The 17,782-nt window shown below is 57.6% G+C and carries 23 protein-coding genes; 22 read left to right on the top strand and 1 reads right to left on the bottom strand.

Translation table 11 applies throughout. The features are described from left to right. Positions 1-18 precede the first annotated feature (18 nt). From rplE to bfr, 17 genes are all read left to right on the top strand, one after another. Positions 19-558 (top strand): 50S ribosomal protein L5, encoded by a 540-nt coding sequence (gene rplE, locus IAE38_RS08050; RefSeq protein WP_003255474.1) that lies wholly within the window; start codon positions 19-21, stop codon positions 556-558. A 13-nt stretch (positions 559-571) separates the two neighbouring features. Then, the gene (gene rpsN / locus IAE38_RS08045) at positions 572-877 is read left to right on the top strand and encodes a 30S ribosomal protein S14 (RefSeq protein WP_009397499.1); all 306 of its coding nucleotides are present in this window, start codon (positions 572-574) and stop codon (positions 875-877) included. A gap of 209 nt (positions 878-1,086) precedes the next feature. After that, the gene (rpsH, locus tag IAE38_RS08040; RefSeq protein ID WP_008089805.1) at positions 1,087-1,479 is read left to right on the top strand and encodes a 30S ribosomal protein S8; all 393 of its coding nucleotides are present in this window, start codon (positions 1,087-1,089) and stop codon (positions 1,477-1,479) included. 12 nt (positions 1,480-1,491) lie between these two features. Then, positions 1,492-2,025: a 50S ribosomal protein L6 gene (rplF, locus tag IAE38_RS08035; RefSeq protein ID WP_003255469.1), complete on the top strand. Its 534-nt coding sequence runs from the start codon at positions 1,492-1,494 to the stop codon at positions 2,023-2,025. A 10-nt stretch (positions 2,026-2,035) separates the two neighbouring features. Continuing rightward, positions 2,036-2,386 (top strand): 50S ribosomal protein L18, encoded by a 351-nt coding sequence (gene rplR, locus IAE38_RS08030; RefSeq protein ID WP_009397496.1) that lies wholly within the window; start codon positions 2,036-2,038, stop codon positions 2,384-2,386. Between the two features lie 3 nt (positions 2,387-2,389). After that, positions 2,390-2,890 (top strand): 30S ribosomal protein S5, encoded by a 501-nt coding sequence (gene rpsE, locus IAE38_RS08025; RefSeq protein WP_003255465.1) that lies wholly within the window; start codon positions 2,390-2,392, stop codon positions 2,888-2,890. A 2-nt stretch (positions 2,891-2,892) separates the two neighbouring features. Continuing rightward, complete coding sequence (gene rpmD / locus IAE38_RS08020) at positions 2,893-3,069, top strand: 50S ribosomal protein L30 (RefSeq protein ID WP_023535007.1); 177 nt, start codon at positions 2,893-2,895, stop codon at positions 3,067-3,069. A 3-nt stretch (positions 3,070-3,072) separates the two neighbouring features. Further along, positions 3,073-3,507 carry a 50S ribosomal protein L15 gene (gene rplO / locus IAE38_RS08015; RefSeq protein WP_028633079.1) on the top strand — a complete coding sequence of 145 codons (435 nt, stop codon included), beginning with the start codon at positions 3,073-3,075 and terminating at the stop codon, positions 3,505-3,507. Next, entirely contained in the window at positions 3,508-4,839 is a 1,332-nt protein-coding gene (secY, locus tag IAE38_RS08010; protein ID WP_003257108.1) for a preprotein translocase subunit SecY, read from the top strand. 28 nt (positions 4,840-4,867) lie between these two features. Then, a complete protein-coding gene (rpmJ, locus tag IAE38_RS08005) occupies positions 4,868-4,984 on the top strand; it encodes a 50S ribosomal protein L36 (RefSeq protein ID WP_201162780.1) in 117 nt (38 codons plus the stop codon). 131 nt (positions 4,985-5,115) lie between these two features. Further along, positions 5,116-5,472: a 30S ribosomal protein S13 gene (gene rpsM, locus IAE38_RS08000; RefSeq protein ID WP_003257112.1), complete on the top strand. Its 357-nt coding sequence runs from the start codon at positions 5,116-5,118 to the stop codon at positions 5,470-5,472. Positions 5,473-5,490: 18 nt separating this feature from the next. Further along, complete coding sequence (rpsK, locus tag IAE38_RS07995; RefSeq protein WP_003255454.1) at positions 5,491-5,880, top strand: 30S ribosomal protein S11; 390 nt, start codon at positions 5,491-5,493, stop codon at positions 5,878-5,880. A 15-nt stretch (positions 5,881-5,895) separates the two neighbouring features. Continuing rightward, positions 5,896-6,516 carry a 30S ribosomal protein S4 gene (gene rpsD, locus IAE38_RS07990; protein ID WP_201162781.1) on the top strand — a complete coding sequence of 207 codons (621 nt, stop codon included), beginning with the start codon at positions 5,896-5,898 and terminating at the stop codon, positions 6,514-6,516. 22 nt (positions 6,517-6,538) lie between these two features. Beyond that, on the top strand, positions 6,539-7,540 hold the full coding sequence (locus tag IAE38_RS07985; protein ID WP_028633078.1) for a DNA-directed RNA polymerase subunit alpha: 1,002 nt from the start codon (positions 6,539-6,541) through the stop codon (positions 7,538-7,540). Between the two features lie 42 nt (positions 7,541-7,582). Next, on the top strand, positions 7,583-7,969 hold the full coding sequence (gene rplQ / locus IAE38_RS07980; protein ID WP_003255451.1) for a 50S ribosomal protein L17: 387 nt from the start codon (positions 7,583-7,585) through the stop codon (positions 7,967-7,969). Between the two features lie 171 nt (positions 7,970-8,140). Next, entirely contained in the window at positions 8,141-9,580 is a 1,440-nt protein-coding gene (locus tag IAE38_RS07975; protein ID WP_201216944.1) for a catalase, read from the top strand. Between the two features lie 163 nt (positions 9,581-9,743). Beyond that, the gene (gene bfr / locus IAE38_RS07970; protein ID WP_028633076.1) at positions 9,744-10,208 is read left to right on the top strand and encodes a bacterioferritin; all 465 of its coding nucleotides are present in this window, start codon (positions 9,744-9,746) and stop codon (positions 10,206-10,208) included. Positions 10,209-10,238: 30 nt separating this feature from the next. On the opposite strand, the gene uvrA is transcribed toward bfr, so the two are convergent. Next, positions 10,239-13,073, bottom strand: coding sequence for an excinuclease ABC subunit UvrA (gene uvrA / locus IAE38_RS07965; protein ID WP_028633075.1), 2,835 nt, complete (start codon positions 13,071-13,073; stop codon positions 10,239-10,241). A gap of 129 nt (positions 13,074-13,202) precedes the next feature. Between uvrA and IAE38_RS07960 the strand changes: the two genes are divergently transcribed. The 5 genes from IAE38_RS07960 to IAE38_RS07940 all read left to right on the top strand — a co-directional run bounded on the left by IAE38_RS07960 (position 13,203) and on the right by IAE38_RS07940 (position 17,779). Next, positions 13,203-14,597 (top strand): MFS transporter, encoded by a 1,395-nt coding sequence (locus tag IAE38_RS07960; protein WP_201216941.1) that lies wholly within the window; start codon positions 13,203-13,205, stop codon positions 14,595-14,597. A 9-nt stretch (positions 14,598-14,606) separates the two neighbouring features. Further along, the gene (locus tag IAE38_RS07955; RefSeq protein WP_028633073.1) at positions 14,607-15,158 is read left to right on the top strand and encodes a single-stranded DNA-binding protein; all 552 of its coding nucleotides are present in this window, start codon (positions 14,607-14,609) and stop codon (positions 15,156-15,158) included. 951 nt (positions 15,159-16,109) lie between these two features. Beyond that, complete coding sequence (locus IAE38_RS07950) at positions 16,110-16,865, top strand: HalD/BesD family halogenase (RefSeq protein ID WP_201216938.1); 756 nt, start codon at positions 16,110-16,112, stop codon at positions 16,863-16,865. A 12-nt stretch (positions 16,866-16,877) separates the two neighbouring features. After that, a complete protein-coding gene (locus tag IAE38_RS07945) occupies positions 16,878-17,336 on the top strand; it encodes a VOC family protein (RefSeq protein ID WP_201162787.1) in 459 nt (152 codons plus the stop codon). After that, positions 17,333-17,779, top strand: a complete 447-nt coding sequence (locus IAE38_RS07940; RefSeq protein WP_201162788.1) for a DUF3291 domain-containing protein — start codon at positions 17,333-17,335, stop codon at positions 17,777-17,779. The genes IAE38_RS07945 and IAE38_RS07940 overlap by 4 nt, the downstream gene beginning before the upstream one ends. The last annotated feature ends 3 nt before the right edge of the window (positions 17,780-17,782 follow it).

Raw genomic sequence — 17,782 nt, 5'->3', positions numbered from 1 at the left:
ACTGCTAGGTAGAAGACCATGGCACGACTGAAAGAGATTTACCGGAACGAAATCGCTCCTAAGCTTAAGGAAGAACTTAAGCTGTCGAACGTGATGGAAGTTCCGCGCGTTACCAAAATCACCCTGAACATGGGTCTGGGCGAAGCCATCGGTGACAAGAAAGTCATCGAGCACGCTGTTGCCGACCTGGAAAAGATCACCGGTCAAAAGCCGGTTGTGACCTTCGCTCGCAAATCCATCGCTGGCTTCAAAGTCCGCGAAGGCTGGCCGATCGGTGTCAAGGTGACCCTGCGTAGCGACAAGATGTACGAATTCCTGGACCGCCTGCTGGCGATCTCCCTGCCTCGGGTTCGCGACTTCCGCGGCCTGAATGCCAAGTCCTTCGATGGCCGTGGCAACTACAGCATGGGCGTGAAAGAGCAGATCATCTTCCCGGAAATCGATTACGACAAGATCGATGCTCTGCGCGGTTTGGACATCACCCTGACCACCACTGCTCGTTCGGACGACGAAGGCCGCGCTCTGCTGCGTGCTTTCAAGTTCCCGTTCCGCAACTGATTGGAGTAGGAAAATGGCCAAGAAGAGCATGAAAAACCGCGAGCTGAAGCGTCAGCTCACGGTAGCCAAGTACGCTAAAAAGCGTGCCGAGCTGAAAGCGACCATCGTCAACCTGAACGCTTCTCCTGAAGAGCGTTTCGCTGCCGTTGTCGCGCTGCAGAAGCAACCGCGTGATGCCAGCGCTGCCCGCCTGCGCAACCGTTGCCGCCTGACCGGTCGTCCTCACGGTGTATACCGTAAGTTCGGCCTGGGCCGTAACATGCTGCGTCAAGCTGCAATGCGTGGTGACGTACCAGGTCTGGTCAAGGCCTCCTGGTAAGCACTGCTGGTGTGATCCCGGTGGAAGGGGAGCAATCTTCCGACCGCCGGTGACCTCGCCCACAAACAAGCCCCTCTATGGGGCTTGTTTCGTTTCTGCGTTGTGTCTAGAATGACCGGCTCACCTGGGCCTGGGTACTTTACCCTGCCTGCTCAGGTGGTTGTGATAGCCGCAAGGCTAATAATTCTTGTATCAGGAGCATCTAGCCCATGAGTATGCAGGACCCGTTAGCGGACATGCTAACTCGCATCCGTAATGCCCAGATGGCTGAAAAGTCCGTCGTAAGCATGCCTTCTTCTACCCTGAAGGTCGCGGTTGCCAAAGTTCTGAAGGACGAAGGTTACATCGCCGGCTACCAGGTAACTGGTGAGGCCAAGCCTTCCTTGTCGATCGAACTGAAGTACTTCGAAGGCCGTCCGGTCATCGAGGAACTGAAGCGCTCCAGCCGTCCAGGCCTGCGCCAGTACAAGTCCGTCACAGACCTGCCGAAAGTACGTGGCGGTTTGGGCGTGTCTATCGTCTCCACCAACAAAGGTGTGATGACTGATCGCGCTGCGCGCGCTGCCGGTGTCGGCGGCGAAGTTCTGTGCACAGTGTTCTAAGGGGAGATAGGCATGTCTCGCGTCGCTAAGAACCCCGTTAAGCTGCCATCAGGCGTCGAAGTCAAATTCGCCGGCCAGCAGCTTTCGGTGAAGGGTGCCAAGGGCACTCTCGAACTGAACGTTCACTCGTCTGTTGAAGTTACCGAAGAGTCTGGCGAGCTGCGTTTCGTCGCTCGCAACGGTGATCAGCAAGCTCGCGCCATGGCCGGTACCACCCGCGCTCTGGTGAACAACATGGTCCAGGGCGTAAGCCAAGGCTTCGAGCGCAAGCTCCAGCTGGTCGGTGTTGGTTACAAGGCACAGGCAAAGGGCACCGTCCTGAACTTGGCTCTGGGCTTCTCGCATCCAGTGGACTACGAACTGCCAGCCGGTATCACCGCTGAAACCCCAAGCCAGACCGACATCCTGATCAAGGGTATCGACAAGCAGCTGGTGGGTCAGGTGGCCGCTGAAATCCGCGATTTCCGTCCGCCAGAGCCTTACAAAGGTAAAGGTGTGCGTTACGCGGACGAAGTAGTCCGTCGTAAAGAAGCCAAGAAGAAGTAGGGCCTAGCAAATGACCGACAAAAAAGTTACTCGACTGCGTCGCGCTCGCAAAGCACGCCTCAAGATGCACGAACTCGAAGTCGTGCGCCTGTGCGTGTTCCGCTCCTCGCAGCACATCTATGCCCAGGTCATTTCGGCCGACGGCAGCAAGGTTCTGGCAAGTGCCTCGACCTTGGACAAAGAACTGCGTGATGGCGCCACTGGCAACATCGACGCGGCCACTAAGGTTGGCAAGCTGGTAGCTGAGCGTGCGAAAGCCGCCGGTGTATCTCAAGTTGCCTTTGACCGTTCCGGCTTCAAGTACCATGGCCGCGTCAAAGCGCTGGCTGATGCTGCTCGTGAAGGCGGGCTGGAGTTCTAAGTTATGGCAAATAACGATCAAAAGCGCGACGAAGGCTACATCGAGAAGCTGGTTCAAGTTAACCGCGTTGCCAAAACCGTAAAAGGCGGCCGTATCTTCACCTTCACCGCGCTGACCGTGGTAGGTGATGGTAAAGGTCGTGTTGGCTTCGGCCGTGGCAAATCGCGCGAAGTACCTGCTGCGATCCAGAAAGCCATGGAAGCTGCTCGCCGCAACATGATCCAGGTTGACCTGAAGGGCACCACCCTGCAGTACGCCACCAAGGCTGCCCACGGCGCCTCGAAGGTTTACATGCAGCCTGCTTCGGAAGGTACCGGTATCATCGCCGGTGGCGCAATGCGTGCTGTCCTGGAAGTTGCTGGTGTTCAGAACGTTCTGGCCAAGTGCTACGGTTCGACCAACCCAGTGAACGTGGTTTACGCCACCTTCAAGGGTCTGAAAGCCATGCAATCTCCTGAATCCATTGCTGCCAAGCGCGGCAAGAGCGTCGAGGAGATCTTCTGATCATGGCAACCGTAAAAGTAACGCTGATCAAGAGCACCGCCGGCCGCCTGCCTAACCACATCCTGTGTGTTAAAGGCCTGGGCCTGCGTCGCATCGGTCACACTGTAGAGGTCCAGGATACTCCCGAGAACCGCGGGATGATCAATAAGGCTTACTACATGCTGAAGGTCGAGGGTTAATCGATGAAACTCAATGATCTGAGTCCAGCGCCGGGTTCCCGTCGCGAGAAGCATCGTCCGGGTCGTGGTATCGGTAGCGGTTTGGGCAAGACTGGTGGCCGTGGTCACAAAGGTCAGACCTCCCGTTCCGGTGGCACCATCGCTCCGGGCTTCGAAGGCGGTCAACAGCCGCTGCACCGTCGTCTGCCGAAATTCGGCTTCGTTTCCCTGAAAGCCATGGACCGCGCAGAAGTGCGTCTGTCCGAGCTGGCCAAGGTGGAAGGCGACGTGGTTTCCGTGCAGTCCCTGAAGGATGCCAACGTGATCGGCCAGAACGTTCAGCGTGTGAAAATCATGCTGTCTGGCGAAGTCACTCGCGCAGTTACCATCAAGGGCATCGCAGCCACCAAGGGTGCGCGTGCGGCTATCGAAGCAGCTGGCGGCAAGTTCGAGGAATAAATGGCTAAGCAAGGTGCTCTCTCTTCGCTCGGTAAGGGCGGGATGTCGGAACTCTGGGCTCGTCTGCGCTTTCTGTTCATGGCGATCATCGTCTATCGGATAGGTGCGCATATCCCGGTTCCTGGCATCAATCCAGACCGGCTGGCGGATCTGTTTCGGCAGAATGAGGGGACCATTCTTAGCTTGTTCAACATGTTTTCCGGTGGCGCGCTTGAGCGCATGAGCATCTTTGCACTGGGGATCATGCCGTACATTTCGGCATCGATCATCATGCAGCTGATGACTGCGGTCAGCCCGCAACTGGAGCAGTTGAAGAAGGAAGGTGAAGCTGGCCGTCGCAAGATCAGCCAGTACACCCGCTACGGCACCGTTATCCTGGCGCTGGTACAAGCCATTGGCATGTCCATTGGCCTGGCCAACCAGGGCGTGGCGTTTTCTGTAGGCCTGGGCTTCCATGTCGTCGCCGTCTCCACGTTTGTGGCGGGCGCGATGTTCATGATGTGGCTGGGCGAGCAGATCACCGAGCGCGGTGTGGGCAACGGTATCTCGATGTTGATCTTCGCAGGTATCGTTGCCGGTCTTCCGAGAGCAATCGGGCAGTCTTTCGAGTCTGCGCGCACAGGCGATATCAACATCTTCGCCCTGGTCGCTATCGGTTTGCTGGCAGTAGCGATTATCGGTTTCGTGGTGTTCATTGAGCGTGGTCAGCGGCGCATCGCCGTTCATTACGCCAAGCGTCAGCAGGGCCGCAAGGTCTTCGCTGCGCAGACCAGCCACTTGCCGCTGAAAGTGAACATGGCGGGGGTTATCCCGGCCATCTTCGCGAGCAGCATTCTGCTGTTCCCGGCTTCGCTGGGTGCCTGGTTCGGTCAGTCCGAAGGTATGGGCTGGCTGCAGGACATCTCGCAGTCGATCGCTCCTGGTCAGCCGTTGAACATTTTGCTGTTTAGTGCAGGGATCATTTTCTTCTGCTTCTTCTACACAGCGCTGATGTTCAACCCGAAAGACGTAGCGGAAAACCTGAAGAAGTCCGGTGCCTTTATTCCGGGTATCCGTCCTGGTGAGCAGTCGGCGCGCTACATTGATGGCGTTCTGACCCGTTTGACCATGTTCGGTGCTCTTTACATGATGGCCGTCTGCCTTCTGCCCCAGTTCCTGGTGGTGGCAGCAAATGTGCCGTTCTACCTTGGCGGGACCTCGTTGCTGATTGTGGTAGTGGTTGTGATGGACTTCATGTCCCAAGTACAATCGCACCTCGTTTCGCACCAGTACGAATCCCTGATGAAGAAAGCCAACCTGAAAGGCTACGGTGGCAGCGGTTTGCTGCGCTGATACGCCCCTAAGGTTCGAGGAGTCGGTAATGAAAGTTCGTGCATCGGTGAAAAAGCTGTGCCGCAACTGCAAGATCATCCGTCGCGCAGGCGTCGTACGAGTGATCTGCAGCGCAGAACCGCGTCACAAACAGCGCCAAGGCTGAGTGTGACCTGTGCTTCAAACCCAGCAGCTAGTGTGCTGCTGGGTTGATTATTCGTTTCTACAGCGATATTATCTCGCGCCCTATTTCTTGGCTTCCGGGGCGTAGGTAGCTGTCAATTGGAGTCCCACTGAATGGCCCGTATTGCAGGCGTTAACATTCCAGATAACAAGCATGCTGTTATCTCGCTGACCTACATCTATGGTGTTGGTCGCACCACTGCACAGAAAATCTGTGCAGACGCTGGCGTAAACCCAGCCGCAAAGATCAAGGATCTGAGCGACGAGCAAATCGAAACCCTGCGTGGCGAAGTTGCGAAGTTCACCACCGAAGGTGACCTGCGTCGTGACATCAACATGAAGATCAAGCGCTTGATGGACCTGGGTTGCTACCGCGGCCTGCGTCATCGTAAAGGTCTGCCGGTTCGCGGTCAGCGCACCAAGACCAACGCACGCACCCGTAAGGGCCCGCGTAAGCCGATCCGCAAGTAATCGCCCAGGAATATAGACATGGCAAAACCTGCTGCTCGTCCTCGTAAGAAAGTCAAAAAGACAGTGGTTGATGGCATCGCCCACATCCATGCGTCTTTCAACAACACCATCGTGACCATCACCGACCGTCAGGGCAATGCTTTGTCCTGGGCGACCTCCGGTGGTTCGGGTTTCCGTGGTTCGCGCAAATCCACCCCGTTCGCAGCTCAGATTGCTGCCGAGCGTGCTGGTCAAGCTGCGCTGGAATACGGTCTGAAGAACCTCGACGTTAACGTCAAGGGTCCAGGTCCAGGTCGTGAGTCCGCCGTTCGTGCACTGAACAGCTGCGGCTACAAGATCGCCAGCATCACCGACGTGACGCCAATCCCGCATAACGGGTGCCGTCCGCCGAAGAAGCGTCGCGTGTAATCAGGAGACAGATAAATGGCACGTTACATTGGTCCAAAATGCAAACTGTCTCGCCGTGAAGGCACTGACCTTTTCCTGAAGAGCGGCGTTCGCGCTCTGGAATCGAAGTGCAACATCGAAGCAGCCCCAGGTATCCACGGCCAGCGCCGTGGCCGTCAGTCCGACTACGGTACCCAGCTGCGCGAGAAACAGAAAGTTCGTCGTATCTACGGTGTACTGGAGCGTCAGTTCCGCGGTTACTACCAGGCTGCAGCCTCGAAAAAAGGCGCAACCGGTGAGAACCTGCTGCAACTGCTCGAGTGCCGCCTGGATAACGTCGTTTACCGTATGGGCTTCGGCTCGACTCGTTCCGAGTCCCGTCAGCTGGTTTCGCACAAAGCGATCACCGTCAACGGTAAAACTGTAAACATTCCATCCTACCAAGTTCGTCCGGGTGACGTGGTCGCGGTTCGTGAGAAGTCGCTGAACCAGCTGCGCATTGTTCAAGCCCTTGAACTGTGCGCCCAGCGTGGCCGCGTTGAGTGGGTTGATGTGGATGCTGCTAAAAAGTCGGGCGTTTTCAAGAACGTTCCTGCTCGCAGCGACCTGTCTGCCGACATCAACGAAAACCTGATTGTCGAGCTCTACTCCAAGTAAGGGCTAGAAAATAGGTGCATCCATGCAGATTTCGGTAAATGAGTTCCTGACTCCCCGCCATATTGATGTGCAGGTAGTCAGTCCGACCCGCGCCAAGATCACGCTCGAGCCTCTCGAGCGTGGCTTCGGCCATACCCTGGGCAACGCGCTGCGCCGCATCCTGTTGTCCTCCATGCCTGGCTGTGCAGTAGTCGAGGCCGAGATCGATGGCGTACTCCATGAGTACTCCGCGATCGAAGGTGTACAGGAAGATGTCATTGAAATCCTGTTGAACCTGAAAGGCCTGGCTCTCAAACTGCACGGTCGTGACGAAGTTACGCTGACCTTGTCGAAAAAGGGTTCGGGGGTGGTTACCGCTGCCGATATTCAGCTGGATCACGATGTCGAGATCGTCAACCCCGATCACGTAATCGCGAACCTGGCGTCTAATGGCGCCCTGAACATGAAGCTCACTGTAGCTCGTGGTCGCGGTTACGAGCCGGCCGACTCCCGTCAGACCGACGAAGACGAAAGCCGTAGCATTGGCCGTCTGCAGTTGGACGCCTCCTTCAGCCCGGTGCGTCGTATCGCCTATGTGGTCGAGAACGCCCGTGTTGAACAGCGTACCAACCTGGACAAGCTGGTCATTGATCTGGAAACCAACGGCACCCTGGATCCTGAAGAGGCTATCCGCCGCGCTGCGACCATCCTGCAACAGCAGCTGGCCGCGTTCGTCGACCTCAAGGGTGACAGCGAGCCTGTCGTAGTCGAGCAGGAAGACGAGATCGATCCGATCCTGCTGCGTCCGGTTGACGACCTGGAACTGACTGTACGTTCGGCCAACTGCCTGAAGGCGGAGAACATCTACTACATCGGCGACCTGATTCAGCGTACCGAAGTAGAGCTGTTGAAAACTCCTAACCTCGGCAAGAAGTCCCTGACCGAAATCAAGGACGTCCTGGCCTCTCGTGGTCTGTCTCTCGGCATGCGCCTCGACAACTGGCCGCCTGCAAGTCTTAAGAAAGACGACAAGGCGACCGCCTGATCGTCGTAATCACCGAACGTAGTGTTTGGTAAGGAATGAATCATGCGTCATCGTAAAAGTGGACGTCACCTGAGCCGTACCAGCTCTCACCGCAAGGCTATGTTCCAGAACATGGCAGTGTCGCTGATCGAGCACGAGCTGATCAAAACCACCCTGCCGAAAGCCAAGGAACTGCGTCGCGTTGCCGAGCCGCTGATCACCCTGGCCAAGGAAGACAGCGTTGCTAACCGTCGTCTGGCCTTCGACCGTACCCGTTCGAAGTCCGCTGTTGGCAAACTGTTCAACGATCTGGGCAAGCGCTATGCCACCCGTCAGGGCGGCTACCTGCGCATCCTGAAGTGCGGTTTCCGCGCTGGCGACAACGCGCCTATGGCGTACGTCGAGCTGGTTGATCGTCCAGTCGGTGGTGCTGTAGAAGCTGCCGAGTAAGACGTTCTGTCTGCTACAAGAAACCGGGCCTAGTGCCCGGTTTTTTGTGCTCGCTAAAATTGTCTTTTTCTATTGATATGAATCAGTTAATGAATTTGGTTTAAGGCTGCCGCTCGTCGATACTCTCCCTCAAGCCGATCCAACGGTACCGAATGTTGATAAGGAGAGCCCATGAGCAAGATTCTCACCACCGCAAGCGGCGCACCTGTAGCCGATAACCAGAACTCCAGATCTGCCGGCCCCCGCGGCCCGTTGCTGCTCGACGACTTCCACCTCATCGAGAAGCTCGCCCATTTCAACCGTGAAAACATTCCGGAGCGCCGTGTCCACGCCAAGGGCTCGGGCGCTTACGGCACCTTCACGGTTACCCGTGACATCACTCAATACACCAGCGCCAAACTGTTCAATCAAGTCGGCAAGCAGACCGAGACGTTCCTGCGTTTCTCCACCGTGGGGGGTGAGCGCGGCTCGGCTGATACCGAGCGCGACCCGCGCGGGTTCGCCGTGAAGTTTTACACCGAAGAAGGCAACTGGGACATTGTTGGCAACAACACCCCGGTGTTCTTCATTCGCGACCCGCTGAAATTCCCCGACTTCATCCATACCCAGAAGCGTCACCCGCAGACCAACCTGAAGAATGCCCAGATGATGTGGGACTTCTGGTCGCACTCGCCTGAGGCGCTGCACCAGGTCACCATCTTGTTCTCCGACCGGGGTATCCCGGATGGCTACCGGCACATGCATGGTTTTGGCAGCCACACCTACAGCCTGATCAGTGCACAAGGTGAGCGCACCTGGGTGAAATGGCACTTCAAGACTCAGCAGGGCATCAAGAACCTCGCACCTGCCGATGCCGCCCGCCTGGCAGGCACTGACCCCGACTACGCTCAGCGCGACCTTTTCGAAGCGATCGAACGCGGTGAGTATCCGCGCTGGACGGTGTGCATCCAGGTGATGAGCGAAGCTGAGGCAGCCAACCGTGCCGAGAACCCGTTCGACGTCACCAAGACCTGGTCTCAGAGAGACTACCCACTGATCGAAGTGGGTGTGCTGGAGCTCAACCGCAACCCGCTCAACTACTTTGCTGAAGTTGAACAGGCCGCATTTGGCCCCAGCAACATGGTGCCGGGCGTCGGCCTGTCGCCCGACCGCATGCTGCAAGGCCGCGTATTCGCCTACGCCGACGCGCATCGCTACCGGGTAGGCACCAACCACCAGCACCTGCCAGTAAACGCGCCGCGCTGCGCCGTAAACAGCTATCAGCGTGATGGTTCCATGGCCACGGGCAGTTATGGCGGTGCCCCCAACTACGAGCCCAATAGCTACGCTGACGCCCCCAAGCAGTCGCCAGCCCACGCTGAACCGGCCTTGGCCCTCAGTGGCGCAGCAGACCGCCACGACCACCGTGTGGACAACGACTATTACAGCCACGCCGGGGCGCTGTTCCGTCTGATGAGCGAAGCCCAACGGTCGCTGCTGATCAACAATATTGCCGGCACTATGGCGGGTGTCAGTGAAGATGTCATCCAGCGCCAGTTGCAGTACTTCTTCAACGCTGACCCGGCGTACGGAGAGGGCATTGCCAAAGCGTTGGGCGTGAACCTCGCCTAAGTCGAAGTGATAAGAAGAACCGCCCTCATTTGGGCGGTTTTTCAATGAATATCACTACTGTTTGCCCGATTTTTTGCATCGAATTGCGCATTTCTCAGTGACCGTGGCGCAAAGCTGGTTCACACTATGTGCCATAGACGTTTTCATATGGAGAAGCAGGGCGATGCAAGGCCACCCGGACGTAATCAATTACCTCGTCACGTTGCTGAAGGGCGAACTGGCAGCGCGCGACCAGTACTTCATTCACTCGCGGATGTATGAAGACTGGGGCCTGTCCAAGCTCTATGAACGTATCAACCACGAGATGGAAGAGGAAACCCAGCACGCCGACGCGTTGATGCGCCGCATCCTCATGCTCGAGGGCACGCCAGACATGCGTGCGGACGATCTGGAAGTGGGTACCACGGTGCCAGAGATGATCGAAGCCGACCTGAAGCTGGAATACAAGGTGCGCGGCGCGCTGTGCAAAGGCATCGAACTGTGCGAGCTGCACAAGGACTATGTCAGCCGTGACATTCTGCGAGCCCAGTTGGCCGATACGGAAGAAGATCACACCTACTGGCTGGAGAAGCAGCAGGGTTTGATCAAAGCCATTGGCCTGCAGAATTACTTGCAGTCGCAGATGTAATGGAAGGGGCCGCTTAGCGGCCCCTTTTGCTTATGCCTTGTCCCGCTCCAACAGCGGTTTGAGGTAGTGCCCTGTATAAGACTGCTTCATCTTGCTCAGCTCTTCGGGCGTTCCGCAGGCAATGATCTGCCCACCTTTGGAACCGCCTTCCGGCCCCAGGTCCACCAGCCAGTCTGCCGTCTTGATCACATCCAGGTTGTGTTCAATCACCACCACGGTGTTGCCGTGGTCGCGCAGCCGGTGCAATACATCCAGCAACTGCTGAATATCCGCAAAGTGCAGCCCTGTGGTCGGCTCGTCAAGAATGTACAAGGTCTTGCCGGTATCACGTTTGGACAGCTCACGTGACAGCTTCACACGCTGCGCTTCACCGCCCGACAACGTGGTCGCCGACTGGCCCAGCTTGATGTAGGAAAGGCCGACGTCCATCAGCGTCTGCAGCTTGCGCGCCAGTGCCGGTACGGCATCGAAGAACTCGCGAGCGTCTTCAATGGTCATTTCCAGCACTTCGTGGATGTTCTTGCCCTTGTACTTGATCTCCAGCGTTTCGCGGTTGTAGCGCTTGCTCTTGCACACATCGCAAGGCACGTAGATGTCCGGAAGGAAGTGCATCTCCACCTTGATCAGGCCGTCGCCCTGGCACGCTTCGCAGCGCCCGCCTTTCACGTTGAACGAGAACCGGCCAGGGCCATAGCCCCGTGAACGTGACTCCGGCACGCCGGAAAACAACTCGCGGATCGGCGTGAAGATACCGGTGTAGGTGGCCGGGTTGGAGCGGGGCGTCCGGCCAATGGGGCTCTGGTCGATGTCTACCACTTTGTCCAGGTGCTGCAGGCCGTCCATGCTGGCGTGTGGCGCTGCTTCCTGCGTACTGGCGCCATTCAGCGCGGTAGCAGCCAAAGGGAACAGGGTGTTGTTGATCAGTGTCGATTTGCCCGACCCGGATACACCTGTCACGCAGGTCAGCAGGCCGATCGGGATTTCCAGGTCGACGTTCTGCAAGTTGTTGCCACGCGCGCCTTTGAGCTTGAGCTGCAGCTTCTTGTTGCGCGGTGTGCGCTTGGCCGGCACGACGATTTTCTTGCGCCCCGACAGGTATTTGCCGGTCAGCGAATCAGGGTGGTCCATGACCTCCTGCGGCGTCCCCTCAGCCACGATCTGCCCGCCATGCACACCGGCACCCGGGCCGATGTCCACCACGTAGTCAGCCAGGCGGATGGCGTCTTCGTCGTGTTCAACCACGATCACGGTGTTGCCCAAGTCGCGCAGGTGGTTGAGCGTGGCCAGCAGGCGGTCGTTGTCCCGTTGATGAAGGCCGATGGACGGCTCATCGAGGATGTACATCACCCCCACCAGGCCTGCGCCGATCTGGCTGGCCAGGCGAATACGCTGCGCCTCGCCACCGGACAAGGTTTCCGCGCTGCGGTCCAGGGTCAGGTAGTCGAGCCCGACGTTCACCAGGAACTGCAGGCGCTCACAAATCTCCTTGAGAATCTTCGATGCAATTTCACCGCGCCGGCCGGTCAGGGTCAGTTCACTGAAATAGCCACTGGCATCGCCAATGGGCATGTTGGCAACAGCCGGCAGGGTTTTCTCGCCCACCCAGACATGGCGCGCTTCACGGCGCAGGCGGGTGCCGCGGCAGTCCGGGCAGGGCTGGGTGCCGAGGAACTTGGCCAGTTCTTCGCGCACGGTAGCCGACTCGGTTTCGCGATAACGGCGCTCCAGGTTCGGCACGATGCCCTCGAACGGGTGCGAGCGCTTGACGATGTCGCCCCGGTCATTCAGGTACTTGAAGTCGACGCTCTGCTTGCCACTGCCCTGCAGGATCACCTTCTGGTGTTCAGGGGCCAGCTCGCCGAACGGCTCGTCCAGGCTAAAGCCATAGTGCGCGGCCAGTGACCCGAGCATCTGGAAGTAGTAGACGTTGCGCCGGTCCCAGCCGCGTATCGCCCCCTCTGCAAGCGTCAACTCGGCGTTGACCAGGCGCTTGGTGTCGAAGAACTGCTTTACCCCCAGGCCATCACAGGTGGGGCAGGCGCCGGCCGGGTTGTTGAAGGAAAACAGCTTGGGTTCCAGCTCGCTGATGGCGTGGCCGCAAATGGGGCAGGCGAAGCGCGCCGAGAAAATCGTCTCTTCACCGGGTTCATCGTCCATCGGCGCGACCAGCGCGATACCATCGGCCAGCTTGAGGGCAGTCTCGAACGACTCTGCAAGGCGCTGCTGCAGGTCGGCACGCACCTTGAAACGGTCCACGACCACATCGATGCTGTGCTTTTTCTGCTTGTCCAGCTTGGGCAGCTCGTCCAGCTCATACAGCTTGCCATTGACCCGGGCCCGCACGAAGCCTTGTGCGCGCAGCTCGTCGAACACGGCAAGGTGCTCGCCTTTGCGCTCGCGTATCACCGGGGCCAGCAGCATCAGCTTGCTGCCCTCAGGGCGCTCCAGCACCAGGTCCACCATCTGGCTGACCGTTTGCGCTTCCAGCGGAATGTCGTGGTCCGGGCAGCGGGGGGTGCCGACCCTGGCATACAGCAAGCGCAGGTAGTCGTAGATCTCGGTAATGGTCCCCACGGTGGAGCGCGGGTTGTGCGAGGTGGACTTCTGCTCGATGGAGATGGCCGGTGACAGGCCTTCGATGGTGTCGACGTCTGGCTTTTCCATCATCGACAGGAACTGCCGGGCGTAGGCCGACAGCGATTCCACGTAACGACGCTGGCCCTCGGCATACAGGGTATCGAAGGCCAGGGATGACTTGCCCGACCCGGACAGGCCGGTGATGACGATGAGCTTGTCCCGGGGCAGGGTCAGGTCGATGTTCTTCAGGTTGTGGGTACGTGCCCCACGAATCAGGATCTTGTCCACTGCGGCCTCGCTCGGCGGGCATAAACGAAGAATTATACGGCGCCCTGCCAGTACGCGGCAAAGCGTCGCGTAGATGCCGTCAAGCTGTCGGACTGATAGAATCGCCGCCGGTTCATACGAGATTAATCCATGCACGACACCCACAACGAGCGCATGAGCAGCAGCGAAACCCGCGCCGCTGGCGGCCTGGCCTTGGTCTTTGCCTTTCGTATGCTGGGCATGTTCATGGTTTTGCCGGTGCTTGCCACCTACGGGATGGACCTGGCAGGCGCAACGCCGGCGCTGATCGGCCTGGCCATCGGTGCCTATGGCCTGACCCAGGCGGTGTTGCAGATCCCGTTTGGCATGGTGTCCGACCGTATCGGCCGGCGCCCGGTGATCTACCTCGGGCTGGTGGTGTTCGCCCTGGGCAGTGTGCTGGCGGCCCAGGCGGATTCGATCTGGGGCGTAATCGCCGGGCGCATCCTGCAGGGCGCCGGGGCTATTTCTGCCGCCGTCATGGCGCTGCTGTCCGACCTCACCCGCGAACAGCACCGCACCAAGGCCATGGCCATGATCGGCATGAGCATCGGTTTGTCCTTCGCCGTGGCGATGGTCGTCGGGCCACTGCTGACAAGTGCCTTCGGGTTGTCAGGTTTGTTCCTTGCCACTGCAGGTCTTGCCTTGGTCGGGATCGCCCTCATCGCGTTCGTGGTGCCGGCCACCCACACCCTGTTGCAGCACCGCGAATCCGGCGTGGCACGCCAGGCCATCGGGCCAACCCTGCGCCACCCGGACCTTTTGCGCCTGGACGCGAGCATCTTCATCCTGCACGCCATCCTCATGGCAAGCTTTGTCGCACTGCCGTTGGCGTTCGTCGAGCGTGGCGGCCTGCCGAAGGAGCAGCACTGGTGGGTATACCTGACCGCGTTGTTCGTCTCATTTTTTGCAATGGTGCCGTTCATCATCTACGGCGAGAAAAAGCGCAAGATGAAACGCGTGCTGGCCGGGGCGGTCAGTGTGCTGCTGCTGGTGGAGGTGTTCTTCTGGCAGTGGGCTGACGGTTTGCGCGGACTGGTGATCGGCACCGTGGTATTCTTCACTGCATTCAACCTGCTGGAGGCATCGCTGCCTTCGCTGGTGAGCAAGGTGTCACCCGCCGGTGGCAAAGGGACGGCGATGGGGGTTTACTCCACCAGTCAGTTTCTCGGTGCGGCCTTGGGCGGCATCATGGGCGGCTGGTTGTTCCAGCACGGCGGGCTGAACCTGGTGTTCCTCGGTTGCGCAATACTGTGTGCCGTCTGGCTGGTCGTTGCCTTGAGCATGAACGAGCCGCCGTATGTAACCAGCCTGCGCATGCCTTTGACGCCTGAGGCCGCAAACGAGGCCGGCTTGGCCACGCGGCTGATGGCCGTGCCTGGCGTGAGCGACGCCGTGGTGGTGGCAGAGGAAGCAGCCGTCTACATCAAACTGGATACGAAAATTTTGGACCGCACGACCCTGGAGCGCCTGGTAAACCCAGCCTCAGCGGCGTGCGAAGCCTAGGAGAACGTTATGGCCCGTGGGGTTAACAAAGTCATTCTGGTCGGCACCTGTGGCCAGGATCCCGAAGTCCGCTACCTGCCCAACGGTAACGCCGTGACCAACCTGAGCCTGGCTACCAGCGAGCAGTGGACCGACAAGCAGTCGGGCCAGAAGGTCGAGCGTACCGAGTGGCACCGTGTGTCGCTGTTCGGCAAGGTTGCCGAGATTGCCGGCGAATACCTGCGCAAAGGCTCGCAGTGCTACATCGAAGGCAAGCTGCAGACCCGCGAGTGGGAAAAGGACGGCATCAAGCGTTACACCACCGAAATCATTGTCGACATCAACGGCACCATGCAACTGCTCGGCGGTCGCCCGCAGAACCAGCAGCAAGGCGGTGATCCGTACAATCAGGGTGGTGGCAACTATGGTGGCGGCCAGCCGCAGCAGCAATACAACCAGGCCCCCCGCCAGCAGGCCCCGCGCCCGCAGCCGCAACAGCAGCAACGCCCGGCACCGCAGCAGCAGCCAGCACAGCAGCCGGCCGCAGACTTCGACAGCTTTGATGACGATATTCCGTTCTGATCGAACGGTAAGCGTTTAGCGAGACCAGAAACCCAGGGCAGTTGCTCTGGGTTTTTTTTTGGCGCCAGGAATGGTGCGTTACGCGTAAGCGCAACCCGTTTGGCGCGTAGGGCCTGATGGTGAACGTCGTCAACATATGGAGCAAAGGAAAGTGTCAGCCGTAGGGGCGCGGGCGGGTGACTGCGAATCTGACGCAGCCCGAGGAAAATGCTGGCTTGACGAACAGTAAGAGGAGGGAGGTGGCACACCTGGGGAGGTAGCGCAAATCGCGAGAGCCTGAAACTTGCTCGGAACGTTGTGGCTTAGAACTTAGGGTATAAGCAGGAAAGTCATTGCAGCAACAGACCACGCCAATCTTGGATTCATTGAGTTCAGACAGCAGATATGGCTTTCGTCCGGGCAGTCGCGACCATCAAGCCGCCGATAGGGGCCGAGTCCACGTAACGGCAGGCCCTGGCGGGTGGGTAGCGCTTGATCTGTGAAAGTTCTCCAACCGTATCAGCATCTACATCATGATGGCCTGTGTTGAACGCCGGGTGGTAAGGCGCTCAGGTTAATCCGCCGGTATCTCGAAGCGGAGGTAACGTCGGATGGTGGCGCCCGCCGAATGTAGGAGGGTGCGCCCTAAGTTTGACCGCTGTCGGACAATCCTGCTCGACAAACTCGACCACCCGCTGTAGCGACGAGTTCATCGCTCCATCCGCCATGCGGATAATTCAGAAATTATGTGCGTAACTGTCGCGCTGGCGAACAGCCGATCAATAGGGTTGAGCGCCGTATGAATCTGAACTTGAGGTGCTCAACGGAGCGGGTTAGCAATGGCGTTTTTTGATTCCTATTATGCGATCCGAGGAATTATTGAAAATCCACCGGCTAGGTATATCCGAGCGCTATAAAAAGTTAGGGTGTTTATGTGCTGGCAAGCACATAAAATCTTAATGAGTTCGGAGGATGTATATGTCAGGGCAGTCTGCTGTTGAGAAAAGTGTTGCACATGATAACTCTGTATTAGAGTCGGATCCCTTCGAGGGCAGGGATTTTTTCTGGGAGCAGCATCGGTTCGCTAGAGATGGTTATTTGAAGATCAATCATCTGATTGATCCCTCGGTTCGTCAAGAAATTTCTACAGATGTGAAATATCTGCTGGAGAATTATGCAAAGCGCCGTGACTTTCTCATTGAGTCTACAGGCAATACACCGCGGTATTTGAGCAATGTTCCCCAGGAAAGTATAGAAGTTCATGGTCGCTACATTCCGCAGGCTTACAAGTCTCGCTATTTGATGAGCCTGATCAGCCATATCGTTAAAGAGGAAATCATTCCGACGCCATGGAAATGGGATAACTTTATCATCAATAGTCAACACAAGCTTGGTGATACGCATGGCTGGCATTGGGGAGATTATCCCTACACGATAATATGGGTGGTTGAAGCTCCGAAGCTTGAGTCGGGTGGCTTGTTGGAGTGCGTACCCCACACAAATTGGGATAAACAAAATCCACGGGTTGAGAATCTGTTGGTAGAGAACAAGATTGACTCTTATTTTCATGTGACGGGAGATGTTTATCTGTTGAAGGCCGACACCACGCTGCACCGTGTTAAACCACTTACAGAAGATGCCACTCGCATCATTCTCAATACTACTTGGGAAAGAGCGCGTGACAAGGATCGGCAGGTTGAGCATGAAACTTTCGTGTTTCGTGACTAGTAGGGGGTGAGTATGGCTGAAGTAAAATATGCACACACTAATCTGGTTACTAGAGACTGGAAGAAGTCAGCCAAGTTTTATATTGAAGTTTTCGGCTGCATTCCCATTGGCCCCGTGCGCAGACTTTCAGGGCAGTCGGTCGCGAAAGGTACAGGGTTAATCGATCCAGAAATTGAAGGTATCCATCTTAGGTTGCCCGGGTTCGAAGAAGACGGTCCGACACTGGAGGTATTTCAGTACGCTGAAGCTGATGAACAACCGGAAAAGGTGGCGAACTCAAATGGCTTTACACACATTGCATTTGAGGTTTCAAATCTGGAAGCCGTTTGCGCAAAAGTTGTCAGTGCCGGCGGATCGATGCTTGGAACATTGGCGAAGCAGTCAGTTGTTCCGCTGGGCGTCTGTACATTTGCCTACGTGCGTGATCCCGATCGGAACATCATTGAAATCCAGCGTTGGGAGGCGATATGAAACGCAGACTCGCGCAGTTCGATCTGGTGAAGCCGAAATTTCCCAAAGGGCACGCGAAAATGAAGGACTTCTACAGTTCGACAGCTTATGTAAACGACTTGGCGGAGCAGCACCCCGGATTCATATGGCGTGACACTGCTGAGGAGCAGCTATTGCTGGATGACTTATGGGGCAAGGGCTATCTCTACACCCTCTCGCTGTGGCGGGATGTCGAATCACTGAAAGACTTTCTCTATAACACGCCGCACAAAAAATTTATACAGCGTGGCGGGGAATGGTTTGATCCAATTTCATGGCCCCGGGTGGTTTTGTGGTGGGTCGAGTCTAGCCATGTTCCCACCCTACGCGAGGCTCATGATCGCCTCACCAAGTTATACGAGATCGGTCCGTCCCATGACGCTTTCGACCTGCGCTCCAGTGAATTCCCAACGGTATTGTACTGAGGA

It is taken from the genome of Pseudomonas sp. S32 (genome assembly GCF_016648095.1).
GTDB lineage: Bacteria > Pseudomonadota > Gammaproteobacteria > Pseudomonadales > Pseudomonadaceae > Aquipseudomonas > Aquipseudomonas parafulva.
Note: the sequence above shows the minus strand (reverse complement) of the source record. Positions and strands in the feature narration are given on the sequence as shown.

Excerpts from the sequence above, each read along its gene's own strand:
- rpsN (WP_009397499.1), top strand. The coding sequence starts at position 572 with ATGGCCAAGAAGAGCATGAAAAACCGCGAGCTGAAGCGTCAGCTCACG.
- IAE38_RS07945 (WP_201162787.1), top strand. The coding sequence starts at position 16,878 with ATGGCTGAAGTAAAATATGCACACACTAATCTGGTTACTAGAGACTGG.
- IAE38_RS07950 (WP_201216938.1), top strand. The coding sequence starts at position 16,110 with ATGTATATGTCAGGGCAGTCTGCTGTTGAGAAAAGTGTTGCACATGAT.
- secY (WP_003257108.1), top strand. The coding sequence starts at position 3,508 with ATGGCTAAGCAAGGTGCTCTCTCTTCGCTCGGTAAGGGCGGGATGTCG.
- IAE38_RS07955 (WP_028633073.1), top strand. The coding sequence starts at position 14,607 with ATGGCCCGTGGGGTTAACAAAGTCATTCTGGTCGGCACCTGTGGCCAG.
- rplQ (WP_003255451.1), top strand. The coding sequence starts at position 7,583 with ATGCGTCATCGTAAAAGTGGACGTCACCTGAGCCGTACCAGCTCTCAC.
- IAE38_RS07985 (WP_028633078.1), top strand. The coding sequence starts at position 6,539 with ATGCAGATTTCGGTAAATGAGTTCCTGACTCCCCGCCATATTGATGTG.
- rplR (WP_009397496.1), top strand. The coding sequence starts at position 2,036 with ATGACCGACAAAAAAGTTACTCGACTGCGTCGCGCTCGCAAAGCACGC.
- IAE38_RS07960 (WP_201216941.1), top strand. The coding sequence starts at position 13,203 with ATGCACGACACCCACAACGAGCGCATGAGCAGCAGCGAAACCCGCGCC.
- rpsK (WP_003255454.1), top strand. The coding sequence starts at position 5,491 with ATGGCAAAACCTGCTGCTCGTCCTCGTAAGAAAGTCAAAAAGACAGTG.
- rplO (WP_028633079.1), top strand. The coding sequence starts at position 3,073 with ATGAAACTCAATGATCTGAGTCCAGCGCCGGGTTCCCGTCGCGAGAAG.
- rplE (WP_003255474.1), top strand. The coding sequence starts at position 19 with ATGGCACGACTGAAAGAGATTTACCGGAACGAAATCGCTCCTAAGCTT.
- rpsH (WP_008089805.1), top strand. The coding sequence starts at position 1,087 with ATGAGTATGCAGGACCCGTTAGCGGACATGCTAACTCGCATCCGTAAT.
- IAE38_RS07975 (WP_201216944.1), top strand. The coding sequence starts at position 8,141 with ATGAGCAAGATTCTCACCACCGCAAGCGGCGCACCTGTAGCCGATAAC.
- bfr (WP_028633076.1), top strand. The coding sequence starts at position 9,744 with ATGCAAGGCCACCCGGACGTAATCAATTACCTCGTCACGTTGCTGAAG.
- rplF (WP_003255469.1), top strand. The coding sequence starts at position 1,492 with ATGTCTCGCGTCGCTAAGAACCCCGTTAAGCTGCCATCAGGCGTCGAA.
- rpsM (WP_003257112.1), top strand. The coding sequence starts at position 5,116 with ATGGCCCGTATTGCAGGCGTTAACATTCCAGATAACAAGCATGCTGTT.
- rpsE (WP_003255465.1), top strand. The coding sequence starts at position 2,390 with ATGGCAAATAACGATCAAAAGCGCGACGAAGGCTACATCGAGAAGCTG.
- IAE38_RS07940 (WP_201162788.1), top strand. The coding sequence starts at position 17,333 with ATGAAACGCAGACTCGCGCAGTTCGATCTGGTGAAGCCGAAATTTCCC.
- rpmJ (WP_201162780.1), top strand. The coding sequence starts at position 4,868 with ATGAAAGTTCGTGCATCGGTGAAAAAGCTGTGCCGCAACTGCAAGATC.
- rpsD (WP_201162781.1), top strand. The coding sequence starts at position 5,896 with ATGGCACGTTACATTGGTCCAAAATGCAAACTGTCTCGCCGTGAAGGC.
- rpmD (WP_023535007.1), top strand. The coding sequence starts at position 2,893 with ATGGCAACCGTAAAAGTAACGCTGATCAAGAGCACCGCCGGCCGCCTG.